The organism is Chryseobacterium vrystaatense, from assembly GCF_000737765.1.
Classification (GTDB): Bacteria; Bacteroidota; Bacteroidia; order Flavobacteriales; family Weeksellaceae; genus Chryseobacterium; species Chryseobacterium vrystaatense.
In genome coordinates, this window is the sequence record NZ_JPRI01000002.1 from 548522 (window position 1) to 567859 (window position 19338).

The following is a 19338-nucleotide window of genomic DNA, read 5'->3' on the forward strand; positions in this document are numbered from 1 at the left end:
CGGGATTTATTTGGAAAACCGATGAAGGCGTTCCGTCAATATAATTTAGATATGAATGGTTGGTGTAGCATGTTTAATTACAAATAGTCAGAAACTGATGGCTCATCTGCACTTTGAATTTGGCTTCCGATTTTAATTTAGCATAAATGGTATGTTCAAATGCCTGTACGGATTTCAGCTTTCTGTCGATATACTCTGCGATTTGTGCTACGGAGAAAATAAAGTCCCTGTATACTGTCATATTTACGGTCTGTCCATAATGAGGAAGATAGGCCTTTAAAAAAGGAAGTGCCGCCTGATGTCTGTTATAATTGACACAGTATCCAGCTCCGTCTCTAGATGTGATGATTTCACGGTCATTGATATAGTCCAGAATTGTTTTATTGGTGTCCAAAGAGCTGCTGTTTTTTAAAAGATGCCTGTTTATTTTATCCAGAATGTGCTGAGCATATTCCATCATGGTAATCGTTTTCCACTCAAAGATATGGTTCATTCCTTTGGAAGTCTTAGGATTTTTCCCGTTATCACAGCTGGTACAGAAAGAAATACCGATCTTTTCATGATAAGGAAAAAAGCAGTCTTTGATCTCCATAGAAGCATCAGTCAGAAGTCTGTCATCCCCAAAACTATAGTATAGATAAGGACTGTAAAGATTTGCAAGAGCCTTGAGAAAATCGATCTCGCTGGCATTATGATATTCTTCAAACCATTGTTCAAGAGTATCGTAATAATGGCTTTCAAATTCTTTAAATGTTAAGTAAAACGGCAATTCCATAGCTCTGTAATTTTGATAGGACAAAGCTATAGCGCTAATGCGACAAAACTTGACGTGTTATATTTTTTTATAAGAGTCAAGATGAAAGAGTCAAGAAGCAAGAATCAAGATGGTAGACATCAGATTTCAGATTTCAGACTTAAAGCAGTCCTTGGAAGTCATATTGGTTGGCAATTAAAGAACCAGGAGTCAAGATATTAGACATCAGCTATGATGGGTGGAGGCTTCCAGGCCATACCTATGAGATTTTAGACTATTAAAATTTCAGAAGATTCAAGGATGAGGCTTAATTACTGTCATCTGGCAACCAGCAACTCATTTTACATCCACAAACACCCCGACCCTTCGACTCTTAAACTCTACAACTCTATACTCCCTCAGACTCTCCCAATTTCAAACCCGCACTCCGTATCGCGAACGCTAAAACTATTTATCATAATTCATCATCATATATTCAAAGTAATGGATCATCTTCATGTAGTTTTCGATGCTGATGTATTCATTGGTGCTGTGAATGCTTTGCTGCTCTGAACTGTTGATCTTGACAGGCATAAATCTGTAGATGTTTTTACTTACAATCTGGTATTTGTAAGCATCAGTGCCTGCCATGGTAAGATATGGGGTAACAATTGCACCCGGATTGATCTCTTTAACACCTGCTTCAATCAATTGATAAGCTTTGGTATTGGTAGGAGAAACTGCGGAAGCTTCTCTTGTATTGTCTATTTCTTCCACCTCAACGTCGAAACCTTCTGTGGCTTTTGCGATGTGTTCTCGGACTTCTTTGGCTGTATTTCCGGGAAGAAGTCTGAAATTAACAACAAATTCAACTTCAGGAGAAAGAACATTGGTCCCGTCGCTTCCTTTCATCATCGTGAGAGCAGTGGTCGTTCTTACCAATGCATTGGTGGTATTATTTTTTGTAAGCTGGGATAACAAAACGGGCTTCAGCAACCATTGGTTGGCAATAGCCAGTCTGTTGGAAAATGGCATCGCTCCACCGATATTATCAAAAAATTCTTTGATCAACGGAGTTATATTAGGTTTCATTTGATGATCTTCGAGACGCTGCATGATAACCGCAGCCTTCCCTATCGCACTTTCCATCGGAGGCATCGAAGAATGTCCACCTAATCCTTTGACTTTAATTTTCGCTGACAAAAATCCTTTTTCCGCGCAACCTACTACAGCTACGTCAGAGTCTATTCCTGCCACATTTCCTTTCTGCATGATCAGTCCGCCTTCATCGTAAACCGCATCAAATTTCAATCCTTTTTTCTTAAAATAATCTGCGATCTGTATCGCGCCTTTTTGCCCTCCTACTTCTTCATCGAAACCGAAAGCCAGGTAAATATCGCGTTTAGGAATCTTTTTACTTTTAACCATCATATTCATAGATTCCATTAAGGAAAAAAGCATTCCTTTCATGTCGATAGCACCTCTTCCATAGATCCTCCCATTTGCAACGGTTCCTGAAAAGGGTTCAAAATCCCAGTCTTCTGCCACTTTAGAAACTGGAGGAAGGGGTTGATCATCGGGTCTGAAAATATTCTGTTCTTTATTTTTCACATCGGCATCTCCAGGTGGTACTACGTCTATATGGGAAAGAAAAAGAATAGGTTCAAGTGAAGGATCACTTCCTTTAAGACGGAAGACTAATGCGTGGGTATTGACCTCATTATTTTCGGTATTTTGATACACTAATGGATAAGATGTTTTAAGATATTCTTTAAAGTGATCAAATGGAGTGTAATTGAATTCACCGAGACTTCCTGTAGACACTGTAGGAATTTTGATACCGCCTGACAGTCTCATTACTGCAGAATCATTTTTTACAGGTTTCCATCCTTCGGAATTTCCTGCTGTATTCTTTTTAAAGGGATACGTATAGGTTTTGATTAAAAGTACAGCGACTAAAATAACAAGGATACCCAGAATGACTAAAAGGAACTTTTTCATGGCGGTAGGATTTTGTGAGGTGATTGTCTAACAAATATAGCAAACAAAATTTCTATAACCGATCTAAAAATAAAATATCTCCCTGACATTAGATATAAATGCAACTACATCTGCATCCAAAGTCCGGAATTGATATCAAAAAACACATTGTTATTTTCCAGTCTGAATTTGTCAACAGATTGTTTTGTCGAGTTATTTAATGAAATAAAACGGGCAATACCTTTTTCCTGCTGTCTGTAGCATTCCATGATATAGTATCCTTTGTATTCATAGGTATACAAAAGACCGTTCTGCATTTCTTTTTCAGGAGTTTTGATAAAGAAATTATTCCTTACATCTGCCAAAGTTTTTCCAGCATAATAGAATCCCAGCATATTATTATAAATACTTGCTTTGGTATAGGTGAAAAGGATTTGGGATGAAGGCTGCACCTTAAAATTACTTAGAAGATGACTGATATCTTTATTGGTGAAAAATACATAGTTTTTATCCACCTTATCAAATATATAATCTCCGTAGAAATTGATATCCAAACTGTCATTTTGGAGGATTAGCTTTCTGGTTATATTTTCAGAGCCTGGTACTGATTCGGTGTGGATGGGTTTTATGTAACTTTTGCAGGAAAACATAGTTAAAAGAAGGGCGATGGTGAAGATGTAGGAGATTGTTTTTTTCATGGATTGTTTTTATGTGAATTTAGTAAATAGCTACAATATAGGTTATTTTAAAAACTAAAATAATAAAACCACTGTTTTTTCACAGTGGTTTATTTTATTCGGCAGCACTAGCAAGAATACTAGTACCAGCACTAGATGTCATTTTATAACAAAAAATTCATCAATAAAATTTTCATCTTCATCTAAGTATAGAATATAAAAACCTATTTTTTTTTCTTTACATTCTATATCTATTTCAATTTTAAAACTATTAATATACAGCTCGTTTTTCTCGTATAGAACATAAACAATACTTTTATTTATTAGTTTTAAATCTCTTTCTTCACAAGATTCTTTTAATTCATTTAAAATATCTTCATCCTTTAAAATATTATTTATATACTCTGAGGAGATCAAAAATAACTTTTCTATATTTCTATTTAATATTTTCATAAGTTTAATGTTTTAATGACCCATCGCTTTATCAAAAACAATGTGTCCATTTGCATTTGGATTACCATAAATTCTATAATCGCCTCCTTTTCCTAATACTTTTAGCTTATATTTATAACCTGTTGAAGTAGCTTCTGTTGCTGATAAACTTATTATACCTTGTTGCCCTTCAGGAGCAACTATTCCTTTACTAATTGCATTTTTAACTTTTTTTGTATACTAGGATCTAAAGAATCAAAAACTTTTCTGGTTACCCAGCCCGAAGTTTTTTTAGCATCTTTTTTGGCAAGTGCTTTTCCAGCAGCTTTTCCCACTGCCCTCAAACTACTTTTTAATGGTCCTCTACCTATATCAGGCATTTCAAGCAATATCATAGTATCTTCATCCCTTGTAGGCATCTTTCTTTTATCTGGACCAGAATCAAATAAAGATCCAAAGCTAAAACCATTGCCATATCTAGTATAATAATAAAAATCTATATATCCTTGGTTTATTTCATAATTATCATCCCTCTCTAAACTTGTATTAAGAGAATTATAATAGTTAGCATAAATTTTTGCTTTTGCAAAGTCATGACCATTAACTAAAACAGTCTCATTAACTCCGTCATTAATGTTTATCTCTTCTCCTGTGTTTTGATTCCTATAAATTGTCGAAATCGTTTGTACTTGTTCAGGCATCATACCGGTCGGGTCATTGTAAAAAATAGGATTATTATCTGCATAAATATATGGTTGTAAAGTCGTTTCGGCCAAAGGGTCAATTACCCCCCAACGTGCCAAGTCGGGCATATAAAATCTTGCACCATAATCATACACCCCACTCTCCTGAAGCTCCTTCCCATTATACTTATATTTATATACAGTACTTCCTGATAAAACATTATACCCTTCATGCTTCAGCCCAAACGGATAATAATTGTTCTCCTCAATAATCTCAGCTCCTGGGCAATTTTTAAAGTAACTCAGTCTTGTATTTCCAAGATGATCGGTATAATTATACACATACTTCCCGGTTTCAAAATTAAAATAACCTTCAGCTGTAGGGAAGAATTTCAATGTGCCGTTTTCATACTGGAAACCATCTAAATAATCTGTGGTGTCTGTACCAAAGATCTTTGTTACTTTATTTTAAGCTAAAATAATAAAACCACTGTAAAAAACAGTGGCTTATTTTATTGATGGGCATGAGCGAAACGCTCGCACCACAAGGGAATTCAGAAGAATATTTACAATAGTATTCCGAAATACTTCATTCGTTAATACCTATAAACTCGCATTTAAAATTTTACTGCTTTTACTTGCTTTTTATCATAGCCTGCGCTAGTATTGGGAGGCAAACATATTATATTAACCTTTTACAAACCATTTTTTATTTATATATCGCCAAGGTAAAAGAGCAATCAATAAGCAAATTACTAAAAGTACAATATTCTTCGAATATTTAGGGGTTGTAACTTCGTAAATGAATTCATCGTTATTCGCACTATAAAAAGCCTTTATATAACTACCAATAGGATAATTAACACATTTATCATATGGCACTTCAATACTATATACTTTTTTATTAGCATTGATCCACACAGTAGATTTCATCCTTGGAGCTGAATGGCAATTCTGTTTTATAACTTTCTCATTTAAGATGTTATTTTCATTCATTGCTTGCTTATACTGATCAAATTGCTTTAAAGTAAGTCCCAATCCTAAAATTATTATGAAGATAATTAGAATTTGACTTTTATAAAATTTTTGTTTCATTTTTTCAAAATTTTTCGTTTATCACTTCGCCAATGATAATTTACCTTGCTTAGGTTTATCTTTATCTTCTTTTTTAAATAGTTGATCAGTTAATCCATTTACTCCGGTTTTCTTAAAAACATCGTTTACTGTTTTAACTCCTGTACATGCAGATCCGTAGTTAATAACATTCTTTTCTGCCTCTTGAAGTTTAGTTTCTAATTTTTAAAGGTGTAAATAGTCACAATATAGATTAAATAATGCTTTCAGAGCAAAAATGATAAAACCACTGCAAAAACAGTGGTTTACTTTTATTGATGGGCACAAGCTGCAAGCTCGCGCCAGTAAGGGACTGTTATGATTTAATGTAATATATTGTACCATCGTGTCTGATTGATATTATCCAACTCAAATTTTGCTTTGATATTTCAATCTCATCTGCCATAGGATACCAAATATCATTGAAATATTTACAAAAATCTTTTAGTGTAAACTTATCGACATTTACAAAAGAATTCAAAGTTACATATATATCATTGCCTTCTTTTAAATTTAATTCTTTGATTCCATTTAAAAAATTAAAATTTTCATCTTCAGCATTTAATCTATCAAAAAAATCTGTATTTTATTTAAATTATTATCAAAATATATTTCTTGAATTTGATATTTATCTTTAATATTATTTTTTATTTTAATACACTCTTCATTTTTTAACTCATCATAAAAAGGAAAATCAGTATTATATTCTTTTCTAAATAATTCTTTTTTGAAACTTTCCATATATTTAAAGTTTCATTGGTATTGCTACACTAATTTTTCAGTTTTGAGAGATCTATACTATTAAAATAATTTTTATTAAAGATAGGTCTCATCATTAAATTATTGAAAAATTCCATATTACTTTTATCCGATTCAAGAAGTTCTACAACAAAATTCAAGTATTCAGATTTGTTAGAAATTTTAAATAATATAACACTAGACAGTATTTGTTCATTTTGAAAATAATCTTTACTGTCTCTGACATAAATTAATGTTTTAAATAATTCTCCAATATAGATAAACTTAAAATTCATTAATAAATATTCTAAAATACTTAACACTAAACAATTTTCATCACCTTTATTTTTAATGACCTTTTTTAAGATTTTATCATAACTAAGATCCAATCCAAAATCGCTGGCAAAATAAATTAAATCTGAAACAAAATCTGTATTATCATTTTCTAGATTTAAATTCGTAAAATGTTCTGTAAATTGAAAATCATCCTGATCAAAAAGAGAATATTCACTAAGAAAAGTTTCAACTAATTCCTTTTCTTCCAGGTTTAAAATGAAATTAATTTCTTCTAAAGAAATTTTTATTTTTTCTTTACACAAGTTTATAATTTGTTGATTAGCTTCACTAAAAGGAAGCATACTAAGATCTAATATTAACTTTTTCATTTTTTCTTATCTTTACTTTGTCTAGAGCCCCTTTCTCCTGTATTCTTCTCATGTCTTTTGAGCTTTTGTTTTTCTAGATTTGTTAACGTTCCTGCTTCTTTTTTGCTTTAAGTGCTTCTATATCATCAGCCTTACCATTATTTTTTCCTCGTTGAGCAAAATCAAATTTATTATCACCTTTTTTAATTGTATGATCAATGGGCTTTTTAAATCCGCTATCATCTACAGGAACAGCTTCCCCGTTAATATCCTCTTCCTCACTATTGAATTTTTTTGGACCAACATTTTATAATGATTTCAGTTTCCTTCCAAGCTTCAGTTGCATGATAAATTTCAGGAGTATTCCAAAGTATTATGCCTGCCAGTCCTGCTGCTGCAAGTGTATAGGGACTTGGATACCTACTCCCCGTCATGACAATACCACTTAACATAGCTGTTGATGAAAACTCAACTCCACGAGGCTCAAGTTTAACAGGTCTATATACAGTAATAACGATAGGCTCTATTTCTATTGTTTTCACTGGCGGATCTCCAGGACCATTATTTCCAAAAAGTTCACCAATCATTCCTGTAGGATCATTAAAGCTTATTGGATTATTCCAAACGTAACTATAAGCTTCATGAGTATACTGACTCTTAGGATCTAAAACTCCCCACCTTCCCAAGTCGGGCATATAAAATCTTGCACCATCATCATACATCCCACTCTCCTGAAGCTCCTTCCCATTGTACTTATACTGATAAGCATTCTGTGTAGTAGATGTATAATTATGCAGTAATCCAAAAGCATAACAATTATTGACTTCTACAATTTCTCCGGGCTTTCATCCATCAACACAGTTAGGGACATCCCCATGGACTTTGTGAAGTTTCACACTCTTGCCAGAAGTATTATCTCGACTGAATAAACCCATTTTTATGATTATCTGAATAACTCAGTCTGATATTTCCCAAATGATCCGTGAAATTGTAAATATACTTATTGTTTTCAAAATAATATATAACTGTACTATAGACGTATTTCAATACAAAAAAAGAAAAATTTTATAACATAAAACCACTGCTATTGAGCAGTGGTTTTTGTTATTTATTACTTTACCACACAAAAGGATTCGTGCGGAAGCGGGGGGCTAAATGCAGATTCACCGTTTATTAATTTTTTAGCAGAAAGTTCACTAACTCCACCAAGAATCTCTCCAGAACCATATATATGCACAATAAAACCTTGCAAAATACAAGGTTTTATTTTTTAAGAACTACAGGTTATAACCTTTGTGCAGCCAATTTATACATTATTCAAGATTGTATTGATTAAAGAAATTTAATATTTTCAAATACGGCTCTAGTTTGGCTAAATCACCATCACTTAAATTACCAGACAAAGAATCATAATAATAACTAAATCTTTTATCATTTTTTTTTATTAAATTAAAATAATTATAACACCCAAAACACATTCCACAATTTTTATACATACTAATATTTTCAAAATTATTAAATAATATCTCAAAATCTGAGTTATTAATTTCTATTTGTTTTTGAATAATTATTTTACTATTGGAAATTTTAATGTAGAACCATTTATTATCTTTATTTTTATAAATTCTGCTGAATGTCACATCAACATCCCCAGACTTTGATTTATAGAAAATAATATCATATATATTACTATCATTGTAAAATCCTTTTAATTCCTTCTTCAATATTTCATTATCTCCTACTTCTAATATCATTTCTTTATTTGAAGTAGCTATCATGCAAATTTTATCACTTGAGATAGCTGCTTGGCTTTTGCAACTATTACAAAGTAATAAAATAAACAAAAAAACTAAGTTAATGAAAGAATTATTTTTTCTTCTTATAATAATCATATCCTGATTTAATTACATTTAAATTTACTGTACCTTGTTTTATTTTTCCTGTAGAAGGGTCTAAAGTCACATTTGGTGCATTTTCAAATATTTGCCTTAAGGGGATCTTAGTTCCCGTAGGGTCAATTTGTGCTCTAATTATATTTTCAATATGTGAAACTTCTTTTTCCTCCGTTTGCCTTACATTAGCAGCATGTTGTAATGATTTGAAAAAATAGTTTGGATCAGAAATATTCCCATCATAGTCACCCTCCACTTTTCCTTGATCAAATCTAAAAGCATGACCCTCTTCATGACCTATTCCAACTATATTAGATCCTAAATCATTGCCTTGAGAACTTGTTTTATTTAAATCTATATAAATATCTGTTCCTCCTCCAGTTTCAGTATTATATTCTTTTTTTGGTTCAGTAATATTTGAGATAAGGTTTCCTTCCGAATCTTTTTGGTTAAGATGTATAGTATGAACATTCTTAGATTTAACCAATGTATTCCAATTATTTTTTGCTTCTGTAGAGCTTCTATTTAATTCTCTTTGAGATCTGTTAAACTCCCTTCTCAATTCCCTATTTTCTTTCTTAAATTTATTCGGATCATTAGCATATTCAATTTTCATTCCATCAGGATCAATAAATTTGATTGGATTATTTACAGTGTAATTATATGGGTTATAGGTTCTGTATATTTCTGCTAGAGGATCCACGACCCCCCATCTTCCAATATCCGGCATATAAAATCTCGCCCCATAATCATACATCCCACTCTCCTGAAGCTCCTTCCCATTGTACTTGTACTTAAATGAAGGATTACCCAATAAAACATTATATCCCTCATGTTTCAATCCAAAAGGATAATAATTACTCTCTTCAATGATCTCTGCTCCTGAACCATTTTTAAAGTAGCTTAATCTTGTATTTCCAAGATGATCCGTATAATTATACACATACTTCCCGGTTTCAAAATTAAAATAACCTTCTGCGGTAGGGAAGAATTTCAATGTGCCGTTTTCATACTGAAACCCATTTAAATAATCTGTCGTTTCTGTACCGAAGATCTTTTTCACTTTTACTCCATCTGCACTGTAAATATAATCTGTTACTTTGGCATTCTGGGTAACCTTCCACGGCAAATTTAAATTCCCACACGATACAATCGTGCGTGAGCAGGGTTATATTTATTAATGTCATTAATTAATAAAACTATTTTTCATTTTTATCAGGTCTAATTATTTTTAAAGAAATAGAAAAGCTTAAAAGAATACTTATTAAAAATATGATGGTGAAATAATTAGCATTTAAAGCAAAAGTAAATAAATCTAAGATTATATTCTTATGTTTAAGTATATATACAGTTATTGAGAATATAGTTATAGAAATCAAAATGAATAAAAACCACTTTAATCTAATAACTTCAAAGTAATTAAAAATAGATAGTATTAGACCATCTAAAACAAATCCAATACAAAAATACATGATGCAAAAATAAAAAGTATAAGCAAACATTTCAGTACCATACCCTTCAAAAATATAAACTATTATTAGAGGTAATAGAAATAATAGAATATGATATAATAAGTTAAATAATATTGTTCTTTTCATTATGACTATTGTGTAAAAGTTACAAAAGTTCTATTTTCTGTTGTTTTTTCCCACTCACCTGGTAAACTTCCCTGTTTGAGTAATCATCCCCATTATAATGATTTAAATATTTTTCAATATCATTCTGTTTCAGTTTATTTTGCTGCCTTATCATGTGGGATGATAGGGCTCTATAACAATTATTTTACAGCAATCCGTATAAAATGCACCTTCCTTTTTTATCATAAAAATAGGTTTTATAACATTCTCCTATTCACTGACATAATAATTAAAGTGTCATATCGATTAAGCACATAAAATAATCCTGCGTTTTGAGATATTTCTTTGTTTGTAATATCGGTTGCTTCTAGATTTTATTATATATCTCATCTGAACTAAAATAAGGATTCTTAGCTTCCTTTTCACAAGAATTTAGTAGTACTAATGGGATTTTTTTTTCATTTTCTCAATTTTTCTAAATTAATTGTACTACCAACAGGCATTGGTCTATTTACACCAGATTTGCCTGGATAAAATTTAGACGATGTCTCATTATAATAATTGTACTTCCCAAGATGTTTACCCTGCTTTGAATACATAAATGGAATTATTTGCTGCAAATACAAATACATTGACTGCATCAGAAGCATTAGTCGTACGAGTTCTATTCACTCCTAAAGGAAATGCTTTTTGCACTATTTTAAAGTATATTGAAGAAGGTACTTCATGACTGCTCCCTAATATCATGAGTAAATAGAAACAAAGTGTAAAAAGATTAATACTCTTCTAGTATTATTTTCATTTATTAATTATTGATATTCCGGCAATCCCTATTTTAATGTAGGTAGTTCATAAAACTAAAACACAAATATAACCACGAAAACCTACAAAACCCGTCGCATAAAAACAAAAAGGGCCAATCCCCGAAAGGATCAGCCCAAAACATTAACTGTTTATATTGATAGAATTATGATTTCTTATTTCCAGCCACCGCCTAAACTTTTGTAAATATCTACAACCGTGCTCAGCTGTTTCTGTTTAGCTTCGATCAGCTCCATTTTAGCATCAAGAGCATCTCTTTGATTCAGTAGAACTTCAAGATAATCTGCCCTTGAATTCTTAAACAATTGATTCGCAATATCAATAGACTGATCTAAAGCTTTGGTTTCCTGGGATTTCATCTGATAATACTGGTCTATATTTTTAACCTTAGACATCAGATTCGCTACATCAAGATAAGCATGCAAAATCGTTTTATCATACTCATATAGTGATTGGATCTGTTTGGCATCAGCTGTCTGGAAATTGGCTTTGATCGCACTTTTGTTAATAAGCGGACCCGCCAGTTCTCCTGCCAGATTGTAAGCCATAGATTCCGGCAATTTAACCAGATAAGAAGGTTTGAATGCTTCCAATCCTAAAGTGGCAGAAATTTCAAGTGAAGGATAAAATTCTTTTCTCGCTGCCTGAACATCCAGTTTTGCTGCTTTTAATTCCAATTCAGCCTGTTTGATATCGGGACGGTTAGCCAATAACTGTGATGGAATACCTGTATAAACAGTCTGTGGCATCGTAGACATAAAGCTCTCCTTTGTTCTTACGATAGGCTGTGGATATCTTCCCAGAAGCGCATTGATCTGATTTTCTTTCTCAGTGATCTCCTGACGGATGGTATATTCTGAAGCTTTGGATTTTGCCAGTTCAGCTTCAAATTTTTTCACCGCCAATTCTGTCGCAGCGGCTGCCTCTTTCTGAATTTTGGAAATCTCCAGCGCTCTTTCCTGCAGTTTGATGTACTGCTGAATGATATCCAGCTGGTTATCCAATGCCAGCAATTCATAATAATTGTCTGCTACTTCTTCAATAAGATTGGACAGAACGAAGTTTTTCCCTTCTACCGTAGAAAGGTAGTGCGCAACAGCTGCTTCCTTTTCAGTTCTGAGTTTTTTCCAGATATCAATTTCCCAGTTGGCCATCAGCCCACCTTCAAAATTACCCAACGGATCCGGCATTTCTCTTCCCGGTTCTATTTCCGTCGTAGCATCGCCTGCTCCTTCACTGGTATAACGGCCGGCTTTTTTAACGCCTGCACCAATTCCTGCTGAAACAGTTGGTGTCAGTTTTCCTTTTTTAGCTAAAACACCACTTTTTGCAATTTCAATTTCCTGAAGAGTGATCAGTAATTCCTGATTGTTTTTTAAAGCCGTTTCTATTAAGCTTACCAGATTAGGATCTGTAAAAAACTGTCTCCACGGAGTTGTTCCGCTATTGGCATTAGCATCCTGCTGTTCCTCCTGATTAAAATTCTGAGGCAGGTTTTCTTTTACTTCATCTTTTATCACGGTAGCCATTGGAGCTCTACAGCCTGTGAGTACAAGCGATAGAGCGATGGCTGCTATATATTTATTATAAATCTTCATGTTTGTCATCGTGTTGATAAGGTTCAGTTTGTTCTGTTAAAGGATTCTCCTCTTCATATCTTGCCAGTCTCGATTTCTCTGCGATGGTTCCGAAAATATAATACAGCCCCGGAATAATCATCAGTCCGAAAATAGTTCCAATCAACATTCCTCCTGCTGCGGCAGTACCAATAGTACGGTTTCCTACAGCTCCAGGCCCGGTAGCCATTACCAACGGAATAAGGCCCGCTATAAATGCAAATGAAGTCATCAGGATCGGACGGAAACGAATCGCAGCCCCTTCGATAGCTGCCTGCGCTACAGGAATTCCCTCCTCTGCTTTCTTCTGAACGGCAAATTCTACGATCAATACAGCATTTTTACCCAATAGACCTATCAACATGACCATCGCTACCTGAGCGTAAATGTTGTTTTCAAGACCTAGTAATTTCAAGCATAAAAATGCTCCGAAAATACCCGTAGGAAGTGATAGAATCACCGGTAACGGCAGAATAAAACTTTCATACTGCGCAGCAAGGATCAGATAAACAAATCCAAGACAAACCAGGAAGATAAATACGGCCTCATTTCCTCTGCTTACTTCGTCCTTCGAGATACCAGCCCAGTCGATACCGAAGCCTCTAGGAAGTGTTTTATCTGCAACCTCCTGAATTGCTTTAATAGCCTGTCCGCTACTGTATCCCGGTGCAGGAGTTCCACTTACTTCTGCCGAATTATACATATTATGTCTTGTGATCTCTGATAATCCATATACCTTTTGCATTCTCATAAAATCCGAATACGGAACCATCTGTTCCTTATCGTTTTTCACATAGAGCTTCAGTAGATCCGTAGGCAGAGCACGGTATTGCGGTCCAGCCTGTACAATGACTTTATACGGTCTGTCGAAACGGATGAAACTCGTCTCATAGTTGGAACCTATTAACGTAGATAGGTTATCCATCGCACTTTGTATCGTTACTCCTTTCTGCTCAGCAAGGTCGTTGTCCACCTTCAGCATATACTGCGGGAAACTTGCAGAATAGAATGTAAATGCTGAGCCTAGTTCGGGGCGTTTCTTCAATTCTTTAACAAAATCATTACTTACCTGCTCCATTTTATGATAATCTCCACTTCCGGCTTTATCCAGCAGACGGAGTTCGAAACCTCCAGCAGCACCATAGCCCGGAATGGAAGGCGGTTGGAAGAATTCTATATTGGCACCCGGAATATTCTTGGCTTTTTCCTCGAGTTTTTCAATGATCTCTGCAGCAGATTCTTTACGCTCTTCCCAACTTTTAAGGTTGATCAGACAGGTTCCTGAGTTGGATCCTGTACCTTCTGTAAGGATTTCATATCCTGCCAGTGAAGAAACAGACTGCACGCCATCAATATCTTCAGATTCTCTTAATAATTCTTTAGCGATCTGATTGGTTCTTTCCAACGTTGAGCCCGGAGGCGTCTGGATAATCGCATAAATCATTCCCTGATCTTCTGCCGGAATAAATCCTGAAGGAAGAGAGTTGCTCAAGAAGAAAGTACAGGCACAGAATGCCAGTAACAACGGAAGGGTAATCGATTTTTTCTTAACTGTTTTGTTAAGCATTTTCTCATATCTTCCGGCTCCTTTCGTGAATATATTGTTGAATTTATCTAAGAAAACGGTAATCGGTGTTTTCTTCTTAGCTTTTCCGTGATTGTTTCTTAAGATCAAAGCACATAAAGCCGGAGTCAGTGTTAAAGCTACCACCCCGGAAAGGATGATCGCAGAAGCCATCGTAATGGAGAACTGACGGTAAAATACTCCTACCGGACCGGACATAAATGCAATGGGAATAAATACCGAGGCCATTACCAACGTGATCGCGATAATCGCCCCACTGATCTCATGCATCGCTTCTTCTGTAGCTTTCAATGGAGAAAGTCCTTTCTCTTCCATCTTGGCGTGAACCGCTTCAATCACCACAATCGCATCATCGACGACGACCCCGATGGCCATTACCAATGCAAAAAGTGAAATCATGTTTAAAGTAATTCCAAAGGCAGACATGACAGCAAATGTACCTACCAGTGAAACCGGAACCGCCAGCGCCGGGATTAAGGTTGAACGCCAGTCTCCAAGGAACAGGAATACCACGATTGCCACAAGGATAAAGGCTTCAAAAAGGGTATGAATTACCTTTTCCATAGAAGCATCCAGGAATCTTGAAACGTCATAACTGATGTCGTAATGCATTCCTTTCGGGAAGTTATTTTTCTCAAGATCTTTCATCAAAGTTTTCACATTTTTGATAACGTCACTTGCATTGGAACCGTAAGACTGTTTCACGGTAATTGCAGCAGATGGCTTTCCATTCAGTGTAGAATAGATATCATACATTGATGAACCGAATTCTATATCTGCTACATCTTTTAATCTTACAAATTCTCCACCTGCTTTCGCTTTTAAGATAATATTTCCATAATCTTTTTCAGTGTTGAAACGTCCGGAATATTTTAAGATATACTCAAATGACTGAGAACGCTTTCCTGAACTTTCTCCTGTTTTACCAGGGGAAGCTTCTAAACTCTGTTGGTTCAAAGATTCCATTACTTCGTCTGCAGAAATATTGTATGCGGTAAGTCTGTCCGGTTTAAGCCAGATACGCATAGCATATTCACGGGTTCCCAGGATATCTGCGAAACCTACTCCACTTACCCTTCTCAATTCGGACATCACGTTGATATCAGCATAGTTGAAAAGGAATTTCTGGTCAGCCTTAGGATCGTCGCTGTACAGGTTAATGTACATCAACATATTGGGTTCTTCACGGGTAATTTTTACCCCTTCACGCACTACCAAAGGAGGCAGCTTGTTGACTACTGAAGATACACGGTTTTGAACGTTTACTGCGGCTACATTGGGATCTGTTCCAAGATCAAATACGATCTGAATAGATGCTTCCCCGTCGTTACCGGCATCGGACGTCATATATTTCATACCCGGGACTCCGTTCAGACCTCTTTCGAGGGGAATAACTACCGATTTAATCAATAGTTCGTTGTTGGCTCCCGGATATTCTGCGGTGATATTTACTTTAGGGGGTGAAATGGAGGGAAACTGAGTCACCGGAAGTTTTACCAGTGACAGAACCCCCATAAATACGATGATCAGTGAGATCACGATAGACAGAACAGGTCTGCGGATGAATTTCTTAAACATACTGCTTCGTTTTACGAGTAGACTACTCTGCTTTTAGTTTCAGTGACTGAAGAACTTTTTTAGGATCCTGGAATTTGGATTGTATTTTCTGGTCATCTTTTACCTTCTGTACACCTTCTAAAAGGATTTTATCCCCTTCTGCAAGCCCTGAACCTATCACGTAAAGATCCGGCAGTTCGTAAGCCACTTTTATGTTTCTGGATTTTGCCTTTCCATTTTTATCGATAAGGAAAACATATTTCTGATCCTGAATTTCATACGTCGCTTTCTGTGGAATGATCAGCGCATTATGTACAGGCATCGTCATCTGTACTTTTCCGGTTTCGCCATTTCTAAGCAGTTTATCCGGGTTAGGGAATTTTGCTCTGAAGGCAATATTTCCTGTTTCATTGTCGAATTCTCCTTCTATGGTTTGGATTTCGCCTTTTTGAGGAAGCATTTCCCCATTAGCCATAATCAAAGACACCTCTTTGCTCCCTCTGTCGGCAGCGTGGGTCTGATAAGTTAGATATTCAGGCTCTGAAACGTTAAAATAACTGTAAACATTGGTATTATCTGATAAAGAGGTTAGCAAATCTCCTTCGTCTACCAGGCTTCCCAATTTCAAAGGAATCCTGTTGATCACCCCTGAAAATGGTGCTTTGATATCTGTAAAAGATAAGTGGATCTGAGCCAGTTTCATTTCAGCGTTGGCCGCATCAAGCTTAGCTTTAGCCATTGCTCTTTCATTTTTAGAAACGATGTTGTTACTTGCCAAAGTACTGGCATTTTTCAATTCTATGGTAGCCTGCTCCACTTCTGCTTTGGCTTTTAATAATTCTGCCTGATAAAGCTGAGGCATAATTCTGAAAAGGGTTTGCCCTGCCTGAACATACTGACCTTCGTCTACATAAATTTTTTCAAGAAATCCTTTTTCCTGTGCACGGACTTCGATGTTTTTTACAGATTGGATCTGGGCTACATATTCTTTGTTGATCACCGTGTCCATTTTTACAGGGCTGGTGACGGGATATACTGTGGCTTCTTCTTTTTCTTCTTTCTTCTGACTGCAGCCAACAGTCAATAAAAGGGTGCTTATCGCAATGCCTGAGGCAACTCTTTTGATCATAATTCTAGAGTTTAATATAAATCGTTAATGTTTTGAATAGAAATAAAACGGTAATAGAAATCCTGCGTCGTGATGATTACCGACATAGGGAACGCAGTAAATCTCCTGACCGGGTTACGGACAGAAAACAGGTGACGAAAAGTGAAATTTTAAATTCTGATAGAACGAATCAGAATGAATGTTTTGACATTGGAATACAGCGAAAGAAAACCATTGAAACCAGGTTTTCTGCTTTTAAAAGAATGAAGACCAAAAATATAGACAAGACTGAATACACTTGCAAAAACAGCAATGATCTGTATGGTATCCGACAACTGAAAGTTATCTTCAGTAAGTTCTAAAGTGGAATTATCAATATTGTCTGCCATCTGCTGTACCGAAAGTTTTTCGAAAGTCTGGTTCAGGCGGTTGGCTTTTTTAGGCATATGATGAGAAACATGACCGGAATAGTCATTTCGAAGTGTTTTGACATCAAGCCTGCTTTCTACTACGAAGAGCAGAAAAAGGCCAGTCAAAAAATATACTATTAAGTTTCTCATTTTGAAGTGGCAAATGTACACCTAGAAAAGCATACCGTCATAGTAGATTAACAAAATTTAACTCTCCTTTAAATAAACTGAATAAGAAATCCCGTATTTATCGTATTACTCATCATCATTTATTTTGAATTAATTAAATATTGAAAAGACTTAAAGGCCATTTTAATATATTTTCTACGTACGAAATACATTTACTTAAAGAAAAAAAACAGCCAAGAAGACTTAACAATAAGGCATTCTCAAAATTTATCAAAAGATACCATTGGTCGGTCATCAAAAGAACTCGGTTTTTCAGTTCACTTTTTTTCATTGAATCTTAAAAAAATAAGCTCCCATAGGTATGATTTAAATCATTTTTTACTGTGTATCAGCATTATATAATTTTTTATACTTTTGCACCACATTAAAACAACAGATGAACCATGAAAAAAAACTGTACTTTTTCACTCTTAAGACCGGCTGTTTAAAGCAGTATTCCAGCGGTCATCAGCGTAGCAAACCTTTATCGAAACCGAATCATTTTTAAGATTCATAAGAAAGCACTATAAAGGGAGGCGTAATGCACGACTGATAGAGACATCAGATTAATTTATGTAAAATTAACATATATTTATTAAAAATATTCGTAAATTTATATAGTATTAATATCACCATTCATGACACACTTTCAAATCACTTATCACTATGAAAACATTATTCACATCGGTTCTTATGGGGCTGGCAGTCCTTTCCTCAACAGCGTGTAAGCATCCGGGTAAAGAATCAGAAACACTTACTGAAGCGGTACCTGAAAACAAAGATGAAATCTCTAAAGATATCTTCACAGACAGTTACGGGGAAAAAATCGAAGTCACCATCAACCACACAAAAAACACAGCAACAGTTCATCTGGAAGGCAAAACCTATGACCTTAAGAAAAGTGATGCTCTTCCTGAATATACGGCCAGTAATGAAGAATATCAATATTCCGATATCAAAGGAAATATTACTTTACTGAAAAAAAATGTAGATATGGTCCTGTTCCATGCAAAACGTGAAACCAAGGGATCCGGTTCTACCAAAATGGCCTCGTACTAATACAGGAACCAAAATTTGCATTATACCAAACTTACAAATTAATAACTATGAAAAACTTGTACTACTATTTATCCGCTCTTTTTTTACTGGTATTTCTTACCGCATGTAAAACTACTACTCCTACACAAAAGACAAACGACATCATGAGTAAAACTTGGAAGCTTACAGAGCTGAACGGCCAGCCCATTGCGCTTAAAAATCCTAAAAACAATCCTTATTTCAAGCTTAATACAGAGGGCATGAGATATGAAGGCCATGGGGGATGTAATGGTGTTGGGGGTACTTTTGAAATTAAGCCGGACATAATGAGGATTAAGTTCAACCAGGGAATGTCTACCATGATTGCTTGTGAGGATCTTGAAACTGAGCAGTTGTTTACAAAAGCTTTGCTAGCTGCCGATAACTATTCTGTAAACGGAAATACGCTGACTTTAAATAAGGCGAGAATGGCACCTTTGGCCAAATTTGTTCTTCAGCCCTAATTGAAATTGAAATTTTACGATATACGAAGACGCTTTACAAGTTGTGAAGCGTCTTCTTTATT

Annotated in this window: 16 protein-coding genes and 1 pseudogene; 2 read left to right on the forward strand and 15 right to left on the reverse strand. The window is 34.9% G+C overall.

The features are described from left to right. Positions 1-73: 73 nt before the first annotated feature. The 15 genes and pseudogenes from IW16_RS08080 to IW16_RS08155 form a co-directional block, all read right to left on the reverse strand. Positions 74-775, reverse strand: a complete 702-nt coding sequence (locus IW16_RS08080) for a hypothetical protein (RefSeq protein WP_034741969.1) — start codon at positions 773-775, stop codon at positions 74-76. A gap of 426 nt (positions 776-1201) precedes the next feature. Continuing rightward, on the reverse strand, positions 1202-2734 hold the full coding sequence (locus IW16_RS08085; RefSeq protein ID WP_034741972.1) for a M20/M25/M40 family metallo-hydrolase: 1533 nt from the start codon (positions 2732-2734) through the stop codon (positions 1202-1204). 104 nt (positions 2735-2838) lie between these two features. After that, positions 2839-3411 carry a hypothetical protein gene (locus tag IW16_RS08090; protein WP_034741975.1) on the reverse strand — a complete coding sequence of 191 codons (573 nt, stop codon included), beginning with the start codon at positions 3409-3411 and terminating at the stop codon, positions 2839-2841. 138 nt (positions 3412-3549) lie between these two features. Continuing rightward, positions 3550-3843 (reverse strand): hypothetical protein, encoded by a 294-nt coding sequence (locus IW16_RS08095; protein ID WP_034741978.1) that lies wholly within the window; start codon positions 3841-3843, stop codon positions 3550-3552. Positions 3844-4514: 671 nt separating this feature from the next. Next, positions 4515-4970 (reverse strand): annotated as a pseudogene (locus IW16_RS27180) (RHS repeat-associated core domain-containing protein); the annotation flags it as partial. 222 nt (positions 4971-5192) lie between these two features. Continuing rightward, complete coding sequence (locus IW16_RS08105; RefSeq protein ID WP_034741984.1) at positions 5193-5600, reverse strand: hypothetical protein; 408 nt, start codon at positions 5598-5600, stop codon at positions 5193-5195. A gap of 579 nt (positions 5601-6179) precedes the next feature. After that, positions 6180-6359, reverse strand: a complete 180-nt coding sequence (locus tag IW16_RS08110) for a hypothetical protein (protein ID WP_034741987.1) — start codon at positions 6357-6359, stop codon at positions 6180-6182. Positions 6360-6388: 29 nt separating this feature from the next. Continuing rightward, positions 6389-7021: a hypothetical protein gene (locus IW16_RS08115; RefSeq protein ID WP_131327861.1), complete on the reverse strand. Its 633-nt coding sequence runs from the start codon at positions 7019-7021 to the stop codon at positions 6389-6391. A 260-nt stretch (positions 7022-7281) separates the two neighbouring features. Further along, complete coding sequence (locus IW16_RS08120; protein WP_084694514.1) at positions 7282-7833, reverse strand: RHS repeat-associated core domain-containing protein; 552 nt, start codon at positions 7831-7833, stop codon at positions 7282-7284. Positions 7834-8313: 480 nt separating this feature from the next. Further along, entirely contained in the window at positions 8314-8892 is a 579-nt protein-coding gene (locus IW16_RS08125; protein ID WP_034741993.1) for a hypothetical protein, read from the reverse strand. Next, positions 8867-10021: an RHS repeat domain-containing protein gene (locus IW16_RS27130; RefSeq protein WP_034741995.1), complete on the reverse strand. Its 1155-nt coding sequence runs from the start codon at positions 10019-10021 to the stop codon at positions 8867-8869. Before IW16_RS27130 ends, IW16_RS08125 begins: the two co-directional genes overlap by 26 nt. 1425 nt (positions 10022-11446) lie before the next feature. Next, the gene (locus tag IW16_RS08140) at positions 11447-12889 is read right to left on the reverse strand and encodes a TolC family protein (RefSeq protein ID WP_034742766.1); all 1443 of its coding nucleotides are present in this window, start codon (positions 12887-12889) and stop codon (positions 11447-11449) included. Continuing rightward, complete coding sequence (locus tag IW16_RS08145; RefSeq protein WP_034742002.1) at positions 12876-16070, reverse strand: efflux RND transporter permease subunit; 3195 nt, start codon at positions 16068-16070, stop codon at positions 12876-12878. The genes IW16_RS08140 and IW16_RS08145 overlap by 14 nt, the downstream gene beginning before the upstream one ends. A 22-nt stretch (positions 16071-16092) precedes the next feature. Continuing rightward, positions 16093-17178, reverse strand: coding sequence for an efflux RND transporter periplasmic adaptor subunit (locus IW16_RS08150; RefSeq protein WP_175550367.1), 1086 nt, complete (start codon positions 17176-17178; stop codon positions 16093-16095). Positions 17179-17327: 149 nt separating this feature from the next. Continuing rightward, positions 17328-17717 (reverse strand): hypothetical protein, encoded by a 390-nt coding sequence (locus tag IW16_RS08155; protein ID WP_034742005.1) that lies wholly within the window; start codon positions 17715-17717, stop codon positions 17328-17330. 684 nt (positions 17718-18401) lie between these two features. Here IW16_RS08155 and IW16_RS08160 point away from each other — a divergent pair. Beyond that, positions 18402-18794, forward strand: a complete 393-nt coding sequence (locus tag IW16_RS08160) for a hypothetical protein (protein WP_034742008.1) — start codon at positions 18402-18404, stop codon at positions 18792-18794. Between the two features lie 47 nt (positions 18795-18841). Beyond that, entirely contained in the window at positions 18842-19276 is a 435-nt protein-coding gene (locus IW16_RS08165) for an META domain-containing protein (RefSeq protein WP_034742011.1), read from the forward strand. The last annotated feature ends 62 nt before the right edge of the window (positions 19277-19338 follow it).